This is a genomic window from Roseibacillus ishigakijimensis, from assembly GCF_016595415.1.
GTDB classification, from domain to species: domain Bacteria; phylum Verrucomicrobiota; class Verrucomicrobiia; order Verrucomicrobiales; family Akkermansiaceae; genus Roseibacillus; species Roseibacillus ishigakijimensis.
The window spans coordinates 12,660-30,489 of the sequence record NZ_JAENIO010000015.1 but is presented as its reverse complement, the minus strand read 5'-3'; the positions used below and the strand labels follow the sequence as shown (position 1 = coordinate 30,489).

Below are 17,830 nucleotides of genomic sequence, written 5' to 3'. Positions count from 1 at the left end.
TTCGATTTCTCCGTCGGCGTTTTCCCAGTCGCGGCGGGAACGTTGTTTGGTGCAACGTCATCACCCTTCTTTTTCTCCACGCCTTTCCGAACCCCGGACTGCGTCCGGGGCTGGTATGGATGGCACCTTTGGCGCCGAAGACAGGTAAGGAGCCCTCGTCCTCGCACAATAGCATCCTCCACTCTGGAGGAAGCCCTTTCACAGGGTGGAGTTCAGAAACCTCCGTCAAAAAACCAAAATGACTCAAAGCCTCGTCAATCTGCGTCTCTCCGCGTCAATCTGCGGTTCAAACTTCTCAAAAGGACGTCAATCTCATCCCTCTTAGTCCAAGTAGCCCCCCTCATTCCTGCCGAGCGAGTTTTTCTTCAATCGTAGGCACGATGGCGTGGAGGTCGTCGACGACGGTGAATTGCTCTTGGCAGCAGTAGTTCTCGAGCAGTTTGATCAATGGATCCCAGAAGGCGATGCCGTCTTGGTCCCGGCGGTTGAAGATGACCACGGGCTTGCCTTTCATCATGGCATCGCCTTGTTCGAGGAAAATCATGAGAGCGAGGAGCTCCTGCACGGTGCCCGAGCCGCCGGGGAAGATGACGAAGGCTTCGGAGTTCTCGATCATCACCTCCATGCGAGTGTAGATGTCGTCACGTAACCAGAAGTAGGAGAGTCCTTCGGGGAGCCCCTCCAAGCGAATGATGTGGGGGACATTGGAGCCCGCCGTCCAGCCGCCGGCGGCGACCGAGCCGCGCACCACGGCACCCATGACGCCGGATTTGCCCGCTCCGGAGACACAGCCGAGCTTGTGCTCTGCCAGTTGCCGGCCCAGCTCTTCGCCATCGGCGAGGTAGCCTTCTTTCTCGATAGTGGCGGAGCAGAAAACGCAGACCCGCCCCTGCAGATCGGTCGGGGGTGGGGTCTTGGCGTCGGCGGGGAGCTGGGGATGATCCTCGATGGCTTCCCGATCGATGGGGGGGAGTCCTTTGTCGCGGAATTCTTCCAAGGCCTTCACCACCCCGGAGGGACTGTCGACGATGAGGAGGTAGTCGCGGTAATTCTGCCTCACCGTGCCGCGGTCGTGGAGATGCTCCAGGAGGCGAAAGAGCGGGTCCCAAGAGCCGTCGTCGTTGAGGATGACAGTAGGTTTGTTGGCGAGATTCTTGTCGAGGGTCTGGTAGCCGACAAAGACCGAGATGGCCTTGAAGAGGTCTTGCAAGCTGGCGCCGGGGGTGAAGACAAAGGCGTCGGATTCGATGATTTTCTCCTCGATATTGGCGAGGGTGATTTGTTGGTCGCCATTGGAATTGTAGATATCCCAACCGGCATTGAAGAGGTGGAAAAGCAGGCGGGCGCGGGCAGAGCGGCTAGGGTCCTCGGGGCCGAGGACGGTTCCAGAGAGGCGGACTTTGGGCATGGGAAGATGGGTTAAGGGGATAAAAAGCAAGCCCCGCGAACTTTTCTTCGCGGGGCTTGGGAGTATAACGCGCTTTCCCCCGGGCGGGGCAAGTTTTTCTCAGCCAGAGGGAGCCGGGGCGGGGTTCAGCGCACGGTTTGCGAGTAGTAGGCCTGCAGGAGATCGCCTTTGGTGCCGGGCAGGCTTTTGCTCTCCAGGGCAAAAACGCGATTGTCCTCCGGGGGGGTGAGCTCGCGCAGGGTCACCTGCAGTTGTCGGCGGTTTTCTCCCAGAGAGACTCGGGTAATCTTCCAATCGGTCTTGCGTAGCTCCTTGGAGCCGTAGTCAGGGCTGTCGTGGTATTCCCAGCTCTGGACGGTCAGAGCCTCGGCGGCGGGGGCTTGGGCCAGGGCTTCGGCGAAGTGGAGGGTAAAGGTTGCCCCCTCGCGGGTGAGGTCGAGGAGCTCGTTGCTGAGGGACTCCTCCGCGCGGGAAAGGCGGACCAGTCCGTCCTCGGAGCCCCCCTGGGCGCGCCAGCCGCGTCCGGTCTGGCCCACCAAGAGGCTGCCGTCGGAAGCAAAGTGCAGGCGCATGACCCCGGAGGCGAAGCCGTGGGCGAAGGGAATGAGGGCCGCCTCGTGGTCTTCCTTGGGTAAAATGCGGAAAATTTGCGAGAGGGTCTGGTCGCCCACGAACATGTGGCCGGCAAAGCGCGCGAAATCGCTCTCGGCGGGAGCCCAGGCCGGGCTGCCGGGAGCATTGGCGAGGCGGGAATGCGGCATCAGAGCGAGGGCTTTTTCCTTGCTCTGCTGGACTTTTTCCCAAGCGATCTCCGGGGAGTCGGGATGGCGGCCGGGCAGATCGATGAGGCTGGCGGGGTGGCCATAGAACTTGTCTTTCTCCAGCACGAAGAGCTTGGAAGTGCCCACGTATTCTCCTTGGTTCTCGGTGTAGTAGAGCCGCCCATCGGGGCCGGTAGCGAGTCCGGCGGGGCTGCGCAGACCATTGGCAAAGGGGGTCATCTGGCCCTCGGGTGTCACCTGCAAGGCCCAGGCCCGCAGCCCCCCCTGGGTGCCCATGAACTTGCCGCCAGCCATGTGGTTATTCTTGGGGTTGCCGCGGTGACCGAGATTGAGCTGGATGTAGTAGTTGCCATCCGCGCCACGGGTTGGGCCGTGGAGATATTCGTGGTAGTTGTGGGTGAAGAGGAAGTCGTCGCAGAGGGTTTCGTAGCGGTCCATCCAGCCGTCGCCATCGGTGTCGCGCAGGCGGGTCAGTTCGGGTTTTTGCCCCACCACGAGGGTGTTTTCGTCTTCCACCACAAGGCCCAGGGCATCGAGAAGGCCTTCGGCAATTTGCTGCCATTGGCCATTTTGCAACTTCCAAAGTCCGGCGGTGCGGGTGGAGACGATGAGGGCTCCCTCGGCGGTCTCGGCCATGCCCATGGGCTCGAAGAGCTGGCGGCGGCCATTGACGTCGAGAGGGGGTTGGATGACTTCCGCGCCGTAGCCGGTGGGGAGCACCAGCTTGTCGGGCGCGGAGGTGACCACCGCCTGGGGTTCGCGTTGGCTTTGGGCTTCCCAGGGACGCCAGGCGGGCTTGACGGGAACTTGAAAGGTCAGCTCGGCGGGGAGTTGGCGCACGGTCCAGTCCTCGGCCTGTCCGCGAATGAGTGGGGAGAGGCGGAAGGTCTGGGGATGGGTCAGCTGCCCTTGCAAGGTCAGCTTGGCCGCGCCCTCGGCGTTGATGGCAAGCCGGACTTGGAAGGTGTTGGCTCCCACCCGGTAGACGAAGGTCGGAGCCTCGCCCTCTTCGTAGCCAAGAAAGTGCCCGGAGGCTTCGGCCAGTTGATCGAGAAACTCCGCCGCGCCCTTCATGTTGGCAATGATTTGTTGCTCATCGGCGTGGGTCGGGGACTTGAAAGAAAGGTCGATGGGCTGGCCGGTGGCGGGGTCGAGGGGGGCGAGGAGAGAGCCGCCCAGCTCCACCTCCTGTGCTTGCTCCCCGAGGCGCGAGACCTTGCCGGCCCGACCGGAGAGCTCTTCGCGCAGATTGAGAAAGCCGCCCCACCAGAGGCGTTCAATGGAAAGGGTGCGGGGATCAAAGCTGTAATTGATGCCGACTGGAGTGCCCACGTGGACTGCGCGGGCCGAGGTCTTGCCGAGGCGGGCGCGGAAGATGCGGGTGCGATCGGTGACGAGGATTTCCGCCGCATCGGCAAGGGCGCCCCCTTGGTCTGCTTCGCCGACTTTCTCGACCAGCACCTCACTTGGACCCGCCTGGGCCGGGTCGTTGAGGGTCTGGAGGTAGGCGAAGAGAGCTTCGACTTTTTGGTTGGGGAGCAGTTGCTCGTTGTAAGGCGGCATCACCGGCAGATAGGCCTCGTTCTCATCCTTCAGCGCCAGCTCGGCGGTGGGCTCGCGCAAGGAGCGGAGGAGGAAGGCGCGGTCGGCGGTGACTTCTTTTTTCGCGTCCGCCGCCTGCACGCGATGGTCGCGCGCCTCTTTTTGGAAGAGTCCGTAAAGTCCCGGGCCAGTCTTGACCGAGGAGTCGTCGGGCAAGACCGAGTGGCACTCGATGCAGCCGAGGCTGGAGAAGGTTTCCTCGCCTAGAGTGACGAGATCGATCTGCTCTCCAGCAGCGCAGAGGCTGCCCAGGGCGAGGGTGAGTAGGGTAAGCGGTCGCATGGGTGAAAAAGGAACCAGACTACGGACCCAGTGACCAGATCTTGCTCAGGGCGAAAAGTGGTCACCAAGGAAAACGAGGGCCGACCTCGCAAGGGTGGTCGAGCGGTCTTTTCAGGGCCTCCACCGAAAAGTGGGAACGAGAACTCTCCGCTCCACGGGTTCTCCTCTTCATGGAGCGAACTTTCTCAATGGCCCGTTATCGCGTAGTGATGATAGAAGTAGATTTCGCGCTGGAGAAAGGGGAGTTTTGTTTTAAGGGAGCGGTAGCGGGAGGTGGGCGTGGGTGAGGTGACGGACCGGATGCCAAGGTCTTTGGCCATCAGGGAAGCGCGCTTGAGATGCAAGGGATCACTCACGATGATGGCAGATTTCAGCCCCGCCGCATTCATGAGAGCCTAGGCTTGGGCCAGATTCTGGCTCGTGGTGCGAGAGCGGTTCTCCGTCAGGATGGCGTCCTCGGGGATGCCGCTTGCCTGCGCATAGGAGGCCGCGACTTCGCTTTCGGCATGGCTCGCTCCCGGTCCGAAGCCCCCCGTGAAGATGAGGATCGGGGCCATATCTGCCCTGAATAGCGTGAGTCCATGCTGAATGCGCTCTTCGAATACCGGAGAGGGTTGTTCGCCTTGGACGGCGGCACCGAGGACGATGAGGCAGTCGGATTTTTGGGCGAAGTCCTTGTTCCCATGGCTCCAAATGGAGACTGCAACGAAGAGGACCCAAAGAAGGAGGCCCCCAGCGGACCAAAGCATGAATCTGCGGAGTTTTCGTTTCATCTTCGGTTGCAGGGGAGGTGCTGGGGAAGCCACTGGGTGAGCTCAAGTCTGCGGCCCTTTACGAACTTGATGGCGGGAAGAGCCTCACCAGCTGAACTTGTGCACCATGGTGTGGCGGTAGGTTTCGCCGGGGCGCAGGATGCAGTTGGGGAAGGCTGGCTTGTTCGGTCCATCGGGGTAGAGTTCAGTCTCCAGACAAAGTCCGGTGCGGGGGAGGAGAGGCTGCCCGTTTTTGCCGGGCACGGCGCTTTCCAGGAAACTGCCCGCGTAAAAGTGAACTGCCGGTTGCTCGCTGTGCAGGGTCATGCTGCGTCCGCTGGCGGGATCGCTCAGGGTGGCCACCAGGCGGAGGCCTTCGCCATTGACCACCCAAGCATGGTCGTAGCCTCCGGCGAACTTGAGGGCCTCGAAGTCATCCTCAATGTGCTCTCCGATGACGGTGGCCTGGCGGAAGTCCAGGGGTGTGCCTGCGACGGGAGCGACTTCCCCGGTGGGGATGAGGCCGGGGTCGGTGGGGAGGTAGTGGTCGGCCTCCAATTGCAAGCGTTGGCTCTCGATGCGTTGGCTGCTGTCGCCCGAGAGATTCCAGTAGCTGTGATGAACCATGTTCAGGGGCGTGGCGGCGGTGGTGGTGGCTTCCGCTTGCCAGATGAGCTCGTTGTCATCGGTGAGGAGGTAGCGCACTTTGGCGGTCACTTCGCCCGGGTAGCCTTCTTCGCCGTCGGCAGAAAGGTAGGTGAACTCGACGCCATTCTCGATTTCCCGGCTTTCCCAGAGGACGGAATTGAACCCGACGGTGCCGCCGTGAAGGTGGCAGGGAACGCCGTTGGGCTCGTTGTTGAGCACCATCTGGTAGTCTTTGCCATCGAGGGAGAACTTCCCGTGTGCAATGCGGTTGCCGAAGCGGCCCACGGTAGCTCCGAGGTAACAGGTGTCCTGCTCCCAGCCCGCGAGGTCATCGAAACCGAGAGTGACGTCCTTGCTGGTGCCATCTTTGTCTGGCACCAACACGCCAACCAGAATGGCCCCGTAGTCGGTGACTTTCGCCTCCATTCCGTTCTTGTTGGTGAGCGTGAAAAGGGTGGCCTCGCGACCGTTTGAGAGAGTTCCGTAAGGTTTTGCCGTCATCGTGTTTCGGTTTTTTGGCGGGCGGTTGCCCTGTTCGACATGGCGGAGGCTAGCGAAGCGAGAGCAGGGGAACCAGCCGGAAAAGCTTCTTTCCGAGGAGACGAAATCGCGAAATGGAGACATTCTTTGGCGCAGCCGCTTTGTGGCCTTGAGTGCGGCATGTCTCTTGCTAGCGTCCGGCATGGCCATTGATGTCCCATTGTTAGCAAAGATTTGTGAAGTCCCCGGCGCTCCCGGATTCGAGAAGCCCATCCGCGACCTTGTGTTGAAGGAAATCGAAGGTCTGGTGGATGAGGTGCGCGTTGATGCCATGGGCAATGTGGTGGCCCTCAAAAAAGGAGCGTCTTCCGAGAAAAAGGCGATGGCCGCTGCTCACATGGACGAGATCGGCTTCATTGTGACTCATATCGACGACAAGGGGTTCATTCGCTTCAATCCCCTCGGCGGGTTTGATCCCAAGACTCTTTCCGCGCAGCGGGTCATCGTGCATGGCCGCGAGGACGTCATCGGGGTGATGGGTTCGAAGCCCATTCACATCATGGCACCGGAAGAGCGCACCAAGGGAGTGAAGCTGCAGGATTACTTCATCGACGTGGGTTTGCCCGCCAGCGAGGTCAAGAAGCTGGTGGAAGTGGGGGATTCCGTCACGCGCGAGCGCAGTCTCATCGAGATGGGCGATTGCGTGAATGTGAAGTCTCTCGACAACCGGGTTTCGGTGTTTGTCCTCATCGAGGCGCTCAAGAAGCTGCAGGACCAGACTCCGAGCTATGATTTCTATGCCGTCTTCACCGTGCAGGAGGAAGTCGGGCTGCGGGGAGCCAATGCCTCCGCGCTGGAGATTCAGCCGGACTTCGGTTTCGGCCTCGATACCACCATTGCCTACGATGTTCCGGGGTCCAAGCCCCAGGAGCGCTGCACCGAGCTGGGCAAAGGAGTGGGCATCAAGATCATGGACAGCTCCACCATCTGCGACCGCCGCATGGTGGCCTATCTGAAGGAGCGCGCCAAGGAAGAGCGCATCACCTGGCAGCCCGAGATTCTCGCCGCTGGTGGCACGGATACGGCCGGGCTGCAGCGGATGAGCCCCGGGGGATCGATTGCGGGGGCCATCTCCATCCCGACCCGGCACATTCACCAGGTGATTGAGATGAGTCACAAGGACGATATCCAGGGCGGCATCGACCTGCTCGCCGATGCCGTTTGCCACCTTGCCGACTGGGATTGGTCGGCCTGAAGGAAGGCTGGTCAGTAGGCAGGACAGAGTTTGTCATTTTGTCCGGTCCGGGAAGAAGGCAGGGTGGGGGACGTGAGAGTGTTGATCGTGTTGGCGGCCCTACTGCTCGTCCCCTTGCTGCTGAAATTTCAGACCCGTGCCTATCGGGAGGAGTCCCTGCCGCGCCGGGTGGCGGAGGTGGAGGCTCTTCTGCGCGCGGAAGGAGTGGGGGAACCCCGCGTGACCGTTGACTACCTCGACGTGACCATTGCCGGATTCGTGCAGCAAGAGGCCGACGCCCGGCGGATTGGGCAATTGGTCAGTGCCCTGCCCGGAGCACGATTGGCTGACAACCGTCTGGTGGTGGAGGGTTGGTTGCGGTTTCGGCGGGAAAAGGAAGAGATCTCTTTGCGGGGAATCGTCCCGACTGGTTGGCGGGAGGAGCTTTTGTCTGCCCTGGGGGATCAAACGGTGGGTGAGCTGGCCGAACGCGCGGAGGTCACCTTGGCGGGCAAGGATGCCGCTGCCTGGCGGGCGTGGCTGCAGGCCTTTTTCCAGCCGCCGGGAGAGCGAGCCTTTGCGCTGCTCGGCTCGCGGCTTTCGCTAGAAGGAGAGGCGACCCCGGCGATGGCCGAGGAGATTTTGCAGCAAGCCCGCTCCTTGGGGGAGGAGGTGCGGGTCAGCGATGTGCTGCTGCGATTTCCCTCCTTTTATCATTTTCCCTCCCGGACCAGCGAGTCTCCTTTGGAAGGCGAAGCGCTGCGGGGTCTCAGTCGCCAGCTGGTGGAATGGACTCTGCGGCTGGATGCCTCCGGCGAGGCTCTGACGGCGGAGAGCGCGAGTCTGCTTCCCCGCTTGCATGGGATTCTCCAGGAGCAGAGCGAGGAAGTGACCTTCGTCATCGGGGCTCATCCCACTGAGGGGGAGTCGTCGGCCCAGGCCCGCGCTCGGGCGGCAGTGGTGCGATCCCTCCTGGTCTCGCAGGGATTGGCAGAAGAGCGCCTGAAAATCGTCCCTTTCGAAATGACGGAGGCGGGAAGTGAGTTGGCGGGGCAAGTCGAGGTATTAGTGCGTTAAGTTTATGGATGCTGCCGCCCACTTTCTCACTCAACTCGCGCTTTGGAACTTTCTCCTCGGCTCGCTCTGCTTTCTCTTCGGGCTTCTGATGGGGTGCTGGATTTGGCGCGGCTATCGTCGCCGGTGGCTGGAGTGCCAAGCCGAGCTGCAGGCTTGTGAAGAAGCGCTCGCCAAGGTCGCCCCGGCGGAGCCTGGTAAGGGAGAAGAGGCCGCCATCCTGGTTTCGGCAAAGAAAGAAGAGAACGAGACAGCGGAGAAAAAAGCTCCCGGGCGGGGGAAATCCCCGGAGTGAGTGGGGGGTCGTTGATGGCACTTGCTTCCTGCCGTGGTTCCTCCTTCTCTCCGGCTGAGGGATACCTCTTTTTCCGCTCATTCCCGCACAAATCCCCATCATGGTAGCGGCCGGGGCCGTGGCGATTCATTTAGTAGTCGACCTTTTCAGGATTTAGGTGCTTACTCCCTGTCCGCTCTCCGGGTGACCGCAGTCGCGCTTTGGCGTGGGTGAGGAAAGTCCGGACTCCATCGGGTAGCGTGCCTCGTGAAAACGGGGGACGGTCTCGCGCAAGCGGGATTGGACGGAAAGTGCCGCAGAAAACAAACCGCCTGGTTCGCCGGGTAAGGGTGAAAAGGTGGGGTAAGAGCCCACCGCGCTGAGGGTAACCGAGGTGGCAGGGCAAACCCCGCGTGGTGCAAGACAGAACAGGGGAGAGGGCGACCCGTCCGTTGGATCCCCGGGTAATAGTCGCATAGAGAAATGGTCATCGCGGCCGGCAAAGGGCCGGTCGAACAGAATCCGGCTTACAGGAGAGCGGCCGCCCCTCCTCGCTACGCGAGGAAAAACGAAAAACGAAAAACGAAAAACGAAAAACTCAAAAATCCAAAAACCAAAGATTCAGCCCTCGAAAAATTTTTGCCATTCGGAGGCTGAACTTTAATTTTTGAGTTTTTAGTCATTAGGTTTTTCCGCGCTTTTAGCGGCAGGCCGTCCCATCCAGGGCGGGATCATACTCCGGCTTTTTCCCTTCCTCCGCAGGCTCGAAGGAGGTGCCGCAGCCACAGGAGCGCGCGGCATTGGGATTGGTGATCTTGAAGCCCGCGTCGGAAAGGCTGTCCGAGAAGTCGAGGGTGGAACCCCGGAGATGGTCGAGTGAATCCGCTGGGATGATGACCCGGGTGCCGTCTTCTTCCACCACCGTGTCGTCCTCGCCCGCTTCGGCCACCTTCATGGTGTAGGCGAGACCCGCGCAGCCTCCGCGTTCAATGGCCAGGCGGAGTCCAGCCGTGGGCGCGGCTTCTTTCTTCGCCAGCAGGTCTTTTAGCGCAATAACGGCTTTGGGAGTGAGGGTGATCATGGGGGAAAGTTAAAGCCCTGCAGGCGAATTTCCACCCCTTTTCTTGCGCCGGGGGAAAAGGCCTCCGTCATATTGCACCGAAATCGTTTCCGTCCCCGCCATCCTTGGCTAGCGTGGGGTCGCGATGGGGAAAGTGCAGGTCATGTCCGATACCTTGGCGAGCCAAGTGGCCGCCGGGGAGGTCGTGGAGCGCCCGGCCAGTGTGGTCAAGGAGTTGATGGAGAATGCGCTCGATGCCGGCGCGCGCGAGATCGTGGTCGAGGTGCGCAAGGGCGGCATCGCCCTCATCAAGGTGCGTGATGATGGCTGTGGAATGTCGCGGGACGATGCCGAGATGAGCCTGCAACGCCATGCCACCAGCAAGCTGAAGACGGTGGAGGACCTCGCCGGCATCAGCACCCTGGGCTTCCGGGGAGAGGCTGTGCCCAGTATTGCCAGCGTCTCGCGTTTTCGTCTCACCACGCGGGAAAAAGGCGCCGACTACGGCACCGAGATCGTTGTGGAGGGGGGGCGCTTGGGGGAGGTGCGCGAGGCCGGCTGTGCGGTCGGCACCGAGGTGGAGGTCAAGGACCTCTTCTTCAATGTCCCTGCCCGGCGCAAGTTCCTGCGCACGGAATTGACCGAGAGCGGTCACGTCGAGCACGAGGTGCGGATGCATGCTCTGTCCTCGCCGGGAGTGCGCTTTATCTTTCGCAAAGACGGACGCACCGTTTTCGATGTCCCGGCCAGCAAGGATGCCCGAGTGCGCATTGGCGAGCTCGATGGCCGCCAGCTGATGCGCTCCATGCGCGAGGTGGATTGGCGGGAGGGTAGGCTCTCAGTGCGGGGCTTTGTCCTTCCGGTAGAGGGCGCGCGCAAGAGCCGCCACGGGCAAGCGATGTTTCTCAATGACCGCCCCATCGACGACCGGGTCATCTGGCGGGCCGTGGCCGATGCCTATGGCGAGCGGCTGGGGAAGGGGATGTCCCCGGTCGCCTGGCTGTGGCTGGAGCTGCCTCCTGAATCGGTCGATGTCAATGTCCACCCCGCCAAGCGGGAAGTGCGTTTCCACCGGCCTTCCGAGGTGCGGCGGATCCTGCTGGAGGGCGTGGGCGCGGCCCTGCGCGGAGAACGCCAAGATGTTTTTGAATCGACGGCGCAAGACGAGCCGCCCGCTTCTCCCGCCGCCGGGGAGGAGGCGACTTCTGCGCTCAGAGCCACTTTGCCCGCTGAGTGGGTGGGCCGGGAGGTTTCCCCTGGGCCGGAGAAGAAGCCCCTGCCCTTGCCGGATGATTCTCCTTCCCAATTGCCGCCTCTGCCCTCCCGCGAGGCTTTGCAAAATCTTGTCGCCAGCGCGCCCAAGCCCGACCTGCAAGCGCGCACCATCGAGGTCTCCCGGCAGGAGGAACTGCCGGTAGAGACCCCGCCGAGGGAGGGTGCGGAGAGCTTCCGAGTGCTAGGCTGCCTCCACGATCGGCACTTGATTTTGGAAGGAAAAGACGGGCTCGTGCTCATGGATCCGCGTAATGCCCGCGAGCGCATCGTCTATGAGCGTCTTCTTCAGAAAGAAGGCGATGCTCTTGCCCAAGGCCTGCTCGTGCCGGTGGTCCTGCACCTCGACGCCCGGGATGCCGCCGTCGTCTTTGCCAATCGCGAGAACTTCGCGGAGGCAGGCATGGAAGTGGAGGAATTCGGTGGCAATACCGTGCAGATTCGCAGCGCCCCGGACTTCCTGGGGGAAGGAGAAATCGAAGAATTGGTGCTGCATCTGGTGGATGAGCTTCTCGCGAGCGAGGGAACCCGAGGTGGCCGTGCGGTGGCCTTCGAGAGCTTTGCCGCGCGCTTTGCCAAGCAAGGGGCCCGGGGCGAAAAAGCTCGCCCGGACACCGCCTGGGCTCTCTTGGAAGATCTCTTTCGCTGCCAATTGCCCTACTGCACTGCTGACGGCCGCCCGACGCTGATTCATTATTCTACCAATGAGCTGGAACGACGTTTCGGGCGCAAGTGAGGGAAAAGCGGTTCGGCTGATTGAGGTTGCAGGCCGATAGCTTTTCTTCTCCACTGCCTCTTGTGCGAGGCAAACCCGAGTTCGACAAAGCCATCAGTGCTCTCTACCGCAAGGAGAAAGAAGAGCGGAAAAAGAAACTCCTTTGCCTGCGGGTGGTCGTGATGGGGTGTGCACTTTTGTCTGTTCTGCTGCTTTTCCTGATACCCGTTCGGCCCCTTCGGGTAGCGACGGTTCCATTCGTATTGGGCTTTTTTGCGTTGAAACTTTTTGATCCCCATTGGAGATCGCTCAATCGTCACTTCACCTATTGGTATGCGGGAGTCTGCGCCGGTTTCGCTTTTCTGCGGATGTTTCTGCGCATGGTTTTCTAGGGTCGGGCAAAGTTCTCGAGGTCGCTCAACCAGGAATCGAAGTGAGGACATTTTCGTCTGAGCGTTTCCAGTCCAATACGTTTGGCTGCAGTAGGCCCGTGAAGAGTTTTGCGGAATGCGGGGAATATTTGCAGAATTCTCTTGGAGGGAGCGCTTTCGGGCCGCTCATTGATTTCTTCGGGTGATCGTTCTCCCGCTGCGCGTTCCAACTCTCTCGCTTGCCCCCCCTGGAGAGCCGCGGTCGCGGTGATTTGGCAATCACAGAAGAGGAAGGCTTCAAACTCATGTAGCATTAGGAAGGGTTTGAAATTTGCAGGGTTGCCAAAATCTTGCCTGATAGCTGCTTCGACGTGCCTCACTCGGTCCAGCGCGCTTCCCTGTGGTCGGTTCTCCATGCCTGGAACGTCATCGGGGAGGCCGTAGTAGTCGATGAAAGTCGTGAGCAGGGCGCTCGAGTCACCAAGGCATTTTGATATGTCCCGTCGCAATCGCGGGTAGCTGGTGACCCCTCCCTTGAAATTTTGGCCGCTTTTTACAACTTTGGTATTTAGGATGGTGGGAGTGACCGCGAGCTCCAGAGTGAGAAAGTAGGGAGCGAGGAGATCTTTGATAAAACGCTCCTCGGTTTGTCCTTCGGTAATGATGAGGCAGCGCTTCATCAGGGGCGGGCGTTGAGGAGGTTCTTTTCCCACAGCTCTCCGAGCGAATAATCATCGAGCCATTGTCGGTAGCTGTTTTCATTCAATTGGCGGAAGACGCTTTGCGCATTCTCGCGATCAACGGTCCAAACCTGTTCCGGATGCAATTGATTGATGAGGGTGACTGACTGGGTGGCGACGATGACCTGGCACTTTTCGGCACAGGAAGAGAGTAAATCCGCCAGCAAGGCGACGGCGGCGGGGTGGAGGCCGAGTTCGGGTTCATCGAGTAGGAGCACGGTGGGCAGATCCTCCTCAGGTTGGAGGAGGAGGGTGGTCAGGCAAATGAACCGCAGGGTGCCATCGGAAAGTGCGGTGGCATTGAAATAGCCATCTTGCCCTTTCTCTTGCCATTCGAGTCGAATCTTGTCTTCGTTCAAGCGGGAGGGCGCGAGCCGGAATCCATCGAAGAAAGGTGCGATCTGACGAATCGTGTCCTCAATGAGAGCAAGATGTTCAGGGTGTTTCTGTTGCAAAAAGTAAAGATAGGCGGCCAAGTTCTCGGCTCTGGGACGAAGGAGCCGGTTGTCTTCGACTGCGCAATGACCTTTCACAGCTGCCGTTTCGCTGGTGTCGTGGAAATGGTAGACCCGAAAGCTGTCGAGAGAGGAAAATAGCTGCTTGGAGAGAGGATCACGGTCGTCTTTGATACGCGATTCAAGGCGAGAATTTGGCAGAATAATTCCGTTGTCACTTCCGTCGGCCTGCTTATTGACTTCCTCATTTTTGACGAATAAGAGGCCTTCATCCGTAGCCTCGATTTGGAGCTTGTAGTCAAGAACGCTAGAGTTAGAGAGCCGCAAGCTGAGTTCGATTTCGATAGCGGAAGTGATTTTTCGTCCGAAGTGAAAGAGGCTGGATGCTCCTCCTCGGGCGATGGAATAGTCTGTGAGACGCTGATTCACGACCTCGTGAAGCAATTGGAAGGCACCGACAAGATTCGATTTCCCTGCTCCATTGCCGCCTATAAATACGTTGAGTTTGTCAAGCTCAAGAGTTTGCTCTCGAATGGACTTTAATCCTCTAATCGTTATGTTCTTAAGTCTTCTCATGTGGTGGGCCAGAGGCCAAAGCTGGGAGAGCTGGCGTTGATGAGGTTGGAAGTAGCACAAATTTTCCCCTTTGGGAAGGAGGGGTGGCAAGGCCATGGCATCAATGAACCCAGAAAGAAGTTGTTGCGGGAGGGGGTAGGATCGAGACTGGGGCTGTGGTGAGGGCGTTGATTATTCTAGGACTGATTCCCGTAGTGGTCGGGATTGCGATGCGAAAGTGGTTTGGAGAGCGTGTTTTGCAGCGCTTGCCGGCCCATCCTACCCGCTTGGATGGGGAGCGTTTTCTGGGTCAGTTGCTGGCCGCTTCTTCTCTGGAGCTGACCCCGCGGATGGCCAAGCGCAGCAAGCTGGATGAGGAGGAGATCGTCATTACGCGGGATTGGGGGGAGGAAAAAAGTATCGTGCCCTTGGCGGAGGTCGGTTTGCTCTTTGGTCTCGCGCTGCTGGGCAAACGGCAGCCGGAGCTCTTGCGGTGGCGCGAGTGGGCGCTCAAGTTTTCCTGGGCCTTTCCCGCCTTTCTCATTCTGGTGGTCATTTTTTCCGCCCTCGTGGGCAGCTTTGTGCGCTGGATCCTGCCAGCGGTATCCGTTGGCCTGGGGGTGGGCACTCTGGTGGGGTTCATCGCCGCTTGGGTGGAGTGGCAAGCCGCGACCTTGACCAGCCAGTTTCTGCAATCGCGAGCCATCATCGCGCGGGAGGATGATCGCATCGCTATCAGCAAGGCCATGCGGGCCTTGGCGGCGCGGCATTGTGTGCCGGGGATGTTGCAATTGCTTTTCCCCGAAGCCAAGCGGGTCTCAGCCCGACAGCGGGAGAAGGAGGCGTCCTGAAAGGTCGGAAAAGTGCTCGTTTTCGCTGAGTGAACAAAGTTCCTCGATTTTGCTGACAACTTTTTATTTCAAGGGCGTTTCATCCTACGTAGGCTGTCGGCACAGCTCAACCATTGGAATTTATGAAAGGAACAGGCAAACAGACTCTCATCTTCTCTTCCCAGGCACGCGGCTTCTCTCTTTTGGAGATGATTGTCGTGCTCGGCATCATCGGACTCATTCTCTCGGTTGCGGTGGCGGTGGTGGGAAAATCGAGTGACACCGCTAACATTAAGATGTCGGAAACGCTCGTCAAAGGGGTGGAGACCAAGTTGCGGGAGTATCGCATGTTGGGCGGAATGTATCCCTCTCAAGCCCAAGGTTTACAGTCGTTAGTAACCAAGCCCTCGATGGCTCCCGTTCCCAAGCGTTGGAACGCGCTCTATGATGAGCTGCCCGTCGATCCTTGGGGCAAGGAGCTCAAATACGTCTATCCCGGCAGTAAGGACGCCAGCACTCCGGAGGTGATCTCCGCCGGCCCGGACGGTCAGTTCGATACCGAAGATGACATCAGTAGTCAGGACTAAGCCACTGCGCTTGACGCTGATGCCTCGGGGTGGCTTCACCCTGTTGGAGATGATGGTCACGCTCAGCCTTGTGGCTCTGCTCATCAGCTTCGTCTTCATGGCCTACAAGCCGGATAGCCCGGCAGAGCGCATGAAGAGGGCAGTGGTGGAGCTGGAGGCGCTCTCGGCGCGCGGTCACACCATGGCCGTGCTGCACCAGAAGCCCTTCTGGCTCCGCTTCGAGCGCAACAAGGTGATCTTGCAGGGCGCGGAGTTGACCGAAGTCGATACCTCCGCTCCCAGCGAGGAATTCGGTGCTTCTTACGAGGAGGAGCTGGCCGCTGCCACCGAAGTGCAGGAGCTGACGGTCGATTACGATAGCTTTGAGTTTCCGGCAGGGATGGAGGTCTTCGTGCGGCGCTGGGGTGCTCCTTTCCAGGCTTGGTTTCATCAGGAGAAGCCCGAGGACCCGGCGATCTTCTGGAACTTCGAGCAAAGTGGTCTCTGCGAACCGATTTCCCTGCGTTTGGAAATCGGGGAGAGCTGGACCGAGCTGGAGATGGACCCACTGACCGCACGTGTGGCTGACGAATCGAGTGAAATTTATGATTAAAGGAACTTCCAGTCGCCAGCGGAATCGCCGTGGCTTTGTGATGATGGAGGTTCTCATCGCGGTCTCCATGTTTGCTATCGTGGGCACCGCCATGGTGGTGGCGATCAATGATGTGGGAGATTTGACCTTCAAGCTCCACCGCAGTCAGCGCCTGTCGCGGATTCTCGATAGCGAGCTGCGGCGCACCATGTCTTTGCCCAATTTGGAAGAGGGAAAAGAGGTGCGGGAATTCGAGGAACTGGGGGTGGAGATTGAGACTCTCATTGAGCCTCTGGAAGAGATGGAAAATCAGGACGGGCAGGTGCTCAATAACATGTTTCTCATCCGCGTGACAGCCTACTGGACTGCGGATGGACAAGACCAAATTCAATCAACCGAAACCTGGCGATATGCGCGGCTCTACCGTCAATAAGTCTTCGCAGGGAGGCTATCTTTTGCTCGAAGTGGTGCTGGCGATGGGGCTGGCGGCCGCTTTGCTGGGTGGCATTTTTGCCATTGCCACGGGCTCCATGAGTCTGGCGGAGCGCATTGTGGAGGAGGGGCGCTACCAGACGAGGCGGGAAGCTTTTCTCAACTTCATGGGGCGCAATTTCGAGCAATTGCCGGGCAATGCGGTCATCGAACTGGTCACGCAGGAGACCGCCCAGCGCTATTTGCCCACGATGACGATTCAGAATGCGCCCGCTTCCTTTTCCTTTGCGGGATTGCCGATTTCGGCCCAAGCGATTGTTCTGAATACGGTTCCGGTGCCCAGTGGAGGCGTCAATGTCGTGCTGGAATATTACGAAGAGCCGCTTTTGGATGATGAAGACCAGGTCGCAACGGAGCGACAGGAACCGGCGGGCTCGCTGATTCTCTACCGCGATATCTGGCGTTTTGAAATGCGGGTGATGGATTCCCGCACCATGGAGTGGGTCAGCGATTGGGACATACGCGGGCGCTTGCCTTTGCAGATCGAACTCAATGCGGTCTTTGAGCCCAATGGTGAGGAGGTCATTCACTATTTCTGGGTCCCGCCCAAGGCCAATCCCTCCGCGCTGATGCGGGGCATGGGCCAAGGCTCCAATGCCCGGGGAGGCACCCGGGGAGGAGGCAATCAGGGCGGGAATGACGATGGCGATCCCCAAGGTGGAGGAGGTGGACAATGAGACTGGGTTGTCGGCAATCTGGGGCCCGGCAACGGGGCTCGACCATGGTGGCGGTCTTTTGGCTGATGTCCATTTTGGGCATTGCGGTCTTCTCGGTGATCACTCTGGTCAAGTTCGAGAGCGACCTGGTGGCTTCCCAGACCCAGGGCACGCGGGCCCGGCACTTGGCCGAGATGGGTATCGCGGTGGGAGCCAATCCCGTGGTGCGGCGCGACGACCCGATTCTGCGGCAGGTCTTTGAAGGGGGTGGCGAGGGCTTCAGTTGCCAGCTCGCTTCCGAGGCCGACAAAATTGATATCAACTACCTTCTCAGCAATCAGGATCCGATTGCGGATGACAAGGGGTGGTTGCGCGAGCTCTTTTTTGACTGGGGATTGGAGCTGACTGACGCGCAGGACTTGGTCGACGCTCTGGTGGACTGGGTGGATGCCGGGGATACCGAGGAGTTGAACGGTGCCGAGGCTCCCTATTACGAAAATCTGGGTTTTCTCGACCGACCCTTCAACCGGCCCTTTTACAATCTGGACGAAATGAAATTCGTGCGCGGTTTTGATTTGCTGGAAGCGGCCAACCCGAATTGGAAGGACTGGTTCACGATCTGGACCCAGAGCGGACTCGATGTCAATGAAGCCAGCGCGGACAAGATTGCCCGGGTGCTCAATGTTTCCATCGATGATGCCGACGTCATTCCCGAAACGGTGCGGGGGGCGGATGGTATTCTGGGCACCGATGACGATCAGCCTTTCCAGAGTGTGGAGGCGGCCGCTGGTCCGGGAGGTGCGATTTTCATGACCGAGGAGGAATTTGCCCAGAATGGACATCGCATCACGGTCAACAGCCCCACCGTGCGCATCGAAAGCACGGGTTGGTCCGGTGACGTGAAAAGACGGGTCACAATCGTGATTCGTAATCGCGAGGGCAATCCCACTTTGCTAGAACGGCGCGAGGAAATCGTGCAGTAGATTAACA

Annotated in this window: 17 protein-coding genes, 1 other RNA gene and 1 pseudogene; 11 read left to right on the top strand and 8 right to left on the bottom strand. The window is 59.7% G+C overall.

All coding sequences use genetic code 11. The features are described 5' to 3' along the window. Window positions 1–340 precede the first annotated feature (340 nt). From JIN78_RS07615 to JIN78_RS07595, 4 genes and pseudogenes are all read right to left on the bottom strand, one after another. Window positions 341–1,408, bottom strand: coding sequence for an LOG family protein (locus JIN78_RS07615; protein ID WP_200391355.1), 1,068 nt, complete (start codon window positions 1,406–1,408; stop codon window positions 341–343). A gap of 125 nt (window positions 1,409–1,533) precedes the next feature. Beyond that, on the bottom strand, window positions 1,534–4,074 hold the full coding sequence (locus JIN78_RS07610; protein WP_200391354.1) for a DUF7133 domain-containing protein: 2,541 nt from the start codon (window positions 4,072–4,074) through the stop codon (window positions 1,534–1,536). 185 nt (window positions 4,075–4,259) lie between these two features. Further along, a pseudogene (locus tag JIN78_RS17965) lies at window positions 4,260–4,847 on the bottom strand (YdcF family protein). A gap of 84 nt (window positions 4,848–4,931) precedes the next feature. Then, window positions 4,932–5,975 carry an aldose epimerase family protein gene (locus JIN78_RS07595; RefSeq protein WP_200391351.1) on the bottom strand — a complete coding sequence of 348 codons (1,044 nt, stop codon included), beginning with the start codon at window positions 5,973–5,975 and terminating at the stop codon, window positions 4,932–4,934. Window positions 5,976–6,156: 181 nt separating this feature from the next. Here JIN78_RS07595 and JIN78_RS07590 point away from each other — a divergent pair, with 181 nt between their 5' ends. The 4 genes from JIN78_RS07590 to rnpB all read left to right on the top strand — a co-directional run bounded on the left by JIN78_RS07590 (window position 6,157) and on the right by rnpB (window position 9,082). After that, window positions 6,157–7,209: a M42 family metallopeptidase gene (locus tag JIN78_RS07590; RefSeq protein ID WP_345778144.1), complete on the top strand. Its 1,053-nt coding sequence runs from the start codon at window positions 6,157–6,159 to the stop codon at window positions 7,207–7,209. 72 nt (window positions 7,210–7,281) lie between these two features. After that, window positions 7,282–8,265, top strand: a complete 984-nt coding sequence (locus JIN78_RS07585; RefSeq protein WP_200391350.1) for a BON domain-containing protein — start codon at window positions 7,282–7,284, stop codon at window positions 8,263–8,265. A 4-nt stretch (window positions 8,266–8,269) separates the two neighbouring features. After that, on the top strand, window positions 8,270–8,557 hold the full coding sequence (locus JIN78_RS07580; protein WP_200391349.1) for a hypothetical protein: 288 nt from the start codon (window positions 8,270–8,272) through the stop codon (window positions 8,555–8,557). Between the two features lie 171 nt (window positions 8,558–8,728). Next, window positions 8,729–9,082, top strand: an RNA gene (gene rnpB, locus JIN78_RS07575) — RNase P RNA component class A. A 154-nt stretch (window positions 9,083–9,236) separates the two neighbouring features. Here the strand turns inward: rnpB and JIN78_RS07570 are convergent. Further along, a complete protein-coding gene (locus JIN78_RS07570; protein WP_200391348.1) occupies window positions 9,237–9,617 on the bottom strand; it encodes a HesB/IscA family protein in 381 nt (126 codons plus the stop codon). Window positions 9,618–9,759: 142 nt separating this feature from the next. On the opposite strand from JIN78_RS07570, the gene mutL reads away from it, so the two are divergent. After that, the gene (gene mutL / locus JIN78_RS07565; protein ID WP_200391347.1) at window positions 9,760–11,604 is read left to right on the top strand and encodes a DNA mismatch repair endonuclease MutL; all 1,845 of its coding nucleotides are present in this window, start codon (window positions 9,760–9,762) and stop codon (window positions 11,602–11,604) included. Here mutL and JIN78_RS07560 read toward each other — a convergent pair. The 3 genes from JIN78_RS07560 to JIN78_RS07550 are packed head-to-tail and all read right to left on the bottom strand — an operon-like array spanning window position 11,562 to window position 13,725. Beyond that, window positions 11,562–12,026, bottom strand: coding sequence for a hypothetical protein (locus tag JIN78_RS07560; protein ID WP_200391394.1), 465 nt, complete (start codon window positions 12,024–12,026; stop codon window positions 11,562–11,564). The two genes, mutL and JIN78_RS07560, sit on opposite strands and share 43 nt — an antisense overlap. Then, on the bottom strand, window positions 11,972–12,634 hold the full coding sequence (locus tag JIN78_RS17960; protein ID WP_200391346.1) for a DUF4276 family protein: 663 nt from the start codon (window positions 12,632–12,634) through the stop codon (window positions 11,972–11,974). The genes JIN78_RS07560 and JIN78_RS17960 overlap by 55 nt, the downstream gene beginning before the upstream one ends. Next, window positions 12,634–13,725, bottom strand: a complete 1,092-nt coding sequence (locus tag JIN78_RS07550) for an AAA family ATPase (RefSeq protein WP_234037867.1) — start codon at window positions 13,723–13,725, stop codon at window positions 12,634–12,636. The genes JIN78_RS17960 and JIN78_RS07550 overlap by 1 nt, the downstream gene beginning before the upstream one ends. Window positions 13,726–13,934: 209 nt before the next feature. Between JIN78_RS07550 and JIN78_RS07545 the strand changes: the two genes are divergently transcribed. The 6 genes from JIN78_RS07545 to JIN78_RS07520 all read left to right on the top strand — a co-directional run bounded on the left by JIN78_RS07545 (window position 13,935) and on the right by JIN78_RS07520 (window position 17,823). Then, window positions 13,935–14,555 carry a hypothetical protein gene (locus JIN78_RS07545; RefSeq protein WP_200391344.1) on the top strand — a complete coding sequence of 207 codons (621 nt, stop codon included), beginning with the start codon at window positions 13,935–13,937 and terminating at the stop codon, window positions 14,553–14,555. 122 nt (window positions 14,556–14,677) lie between these two features. Then, entirely contained in the window at window positions 14,678–15,121 is a 444-nt protein-coding gene (gene gspG, locus JIN78_RS07540; RefSeq protein ID WP_200391343.1) for a type II secretion system major pseudopilin GspG, read from the top strand. 19 nt (window positions 15,122–15,140) lie between these two features. Continuing rightward, window positions 15,141–15,713, top strand: a complete 573-nt coding sequence (locus tag JIN78_RS07535) for a pilus assembly FimT family protein (RefSeq protein WP_200391342.1) — start codon at window positions 15,141–15,143, stop codon at window positions 15,711–15,713. Beyond that, window positions 15,706–16,125, top strand: a complete 420-nt coding sequence (locus JIN78_RS07530; protein ID WP_200391341.1) for a hypothetical protein — start codon at window positions 15,706–15,708, stop codon at window positions 16,123–16,125. Before JIN78_RS07535 ends, JIN78_RS07530 begins: the two co-directional genes overlap by 8 nt. Next, the gene (locus JIN78_RS07525) at window positions 16,103–16,861 is read left to right on the top strand and encodes a hypothetical protein (RefSeq protein ID WP_200391340.1); all 759 of its coding nucleotides are present in this window, start codon (window positions 16,103–16,105) and stop codon (window positions 16,859–16,861) included. Before JIN78_RS07530 ends, JIN78_RS07525 begins: the two co-directional genes overlap by 23 nt. Next, the gene (locus JIN78_RS07520) at window positions 16,858–17,823 is read left to right on the top strand and encodes a type II secretion system minor pseudopilin (protein ID WP_200391339.1); all 966 of its coding nucleotides are present in this window, start codon (window positions 16,858–16,860) and stop codon (window positions 17,821–17,823) included. The genes JIN78_RS07525 and JIN78_RS07520 overlap by 4 nt, the downstream gene beginning before the upstream one ends. Window positions 17,824–17,830: the final 7 nt, after the last annotated feature.

Bases quoted from the DNA above. Each gene is read 5' to 3' on its own strand.
- JIN78_RS07525 (WP_200391340.1), top strand. From the start codon at position 16,103: ATGCGCGGCTCTACCGTCAATAAGTCTTCGCAGGGAGGCTATCTTTTG.
- JIN78_RS07610 (WP_200391354.1), bottom strand. From the start codon at position 4,074: ATGCGACCGCTTACCCTACTCACCCTCGCCCTGGGCAGCCTCTGCGCT.
- JIN78_RS07590 (WP_345778144.1), top strand. From the start codon at position 6,157: ATGGCCATTGATGTCCCATTGTTAGCAAAGATTTGTGAAGTCCCCGGC.
- JIN78_RS07545 (WP_200391344.1), top strand. From the start codon at position 13,935: ATGCGAAAGTGGTTTGGAGAGCGTGTTTTGCAGCGCTTGCCGGCCCAT.
- JIN78_RS07520 (WP_200391339.1), top strand. From the start codon at position 16,858: ATGAGACTGGGTTGTCGGCAATCTGGGGCCCGGCAACGGGGCTCGACC.
- JIN78_RS07535 (WP_200391342.1), top strand. From the start codon at position 15,141: ATGCCTCGGGGTGGCTTCACCCTGTTGGAGATGATGGTCACGCTCAGC.
- JIN78_RS07595 (WP_200391351.1), bottom strand. From the start codon at position 5,975: ATGACGGCAAAACCTTACGGAACTCTCTCAAACGGTCGCGAGGCCACC.
- JIN78_RS07615 (WP_200391355.1), bottom strand. From the start codon at position 1,408: ATGCCCAAAGTCCGCCTCTCTGGAACCGTCCTCGGCCCCGAGGACCCT.
- JIN78_RS07570 (WP_200391348.1), bottom strand. From the start codon at position 9,617: ATGATCACCCTCACTCCCAAAGCCGTTATTGCGCTAAAAGACCTGCTG.
- JIN78_RS07580 (WP_200391349.1), top strand. From the start codon at position 8,270: ATGGATGCTGCCGCCCACTTTCTCACTCAACTCGCGCTTTGGAACTTT.
- JIN78_RS07550 (WP_234037867.1), bottom strand. From the start codon at position 13,725: ATGAGAAGACTTAAGAACATAACGATTAGAGGATTAAAGTCCATTCGA.
- gspG (WP_200391343.1), top strand. From the start codon at position 14,678: ATGAAAGGAACAGGCAAACAGACTCTCATCTTCTCTTCCCAGGCACGC.
- JIN78_RS17960 (WP_200391346.1), bottom strand. From the start codon at position 12,634: ATGAAGCGCTGCCTCATCATTACCGAAGGACAAACCGAGGAGCGTTTT.
- JIN78_RS07560 (WP_200391394.1), bottom strand. From the start codon at position 12,026: ATGTCCTCACTTCGATTCCTGGTTGAGCGACCTCGAGAACTTTGCCCG.
- mutL (WP_200391347.1), top strand. From the start codon at position 9,760: ATGTCCGATACCTTGGCGAGCCAAGTGGCCGCCGGGGAGGTCGTGGAG.
- JIN78_RS07530 (WP_200391341.1), top strand. From the start codon at position 15,706: ATGATTAAAGGAACTTCCAGTCGCCAGCGGAATCGCCGTGGCTTTGTG.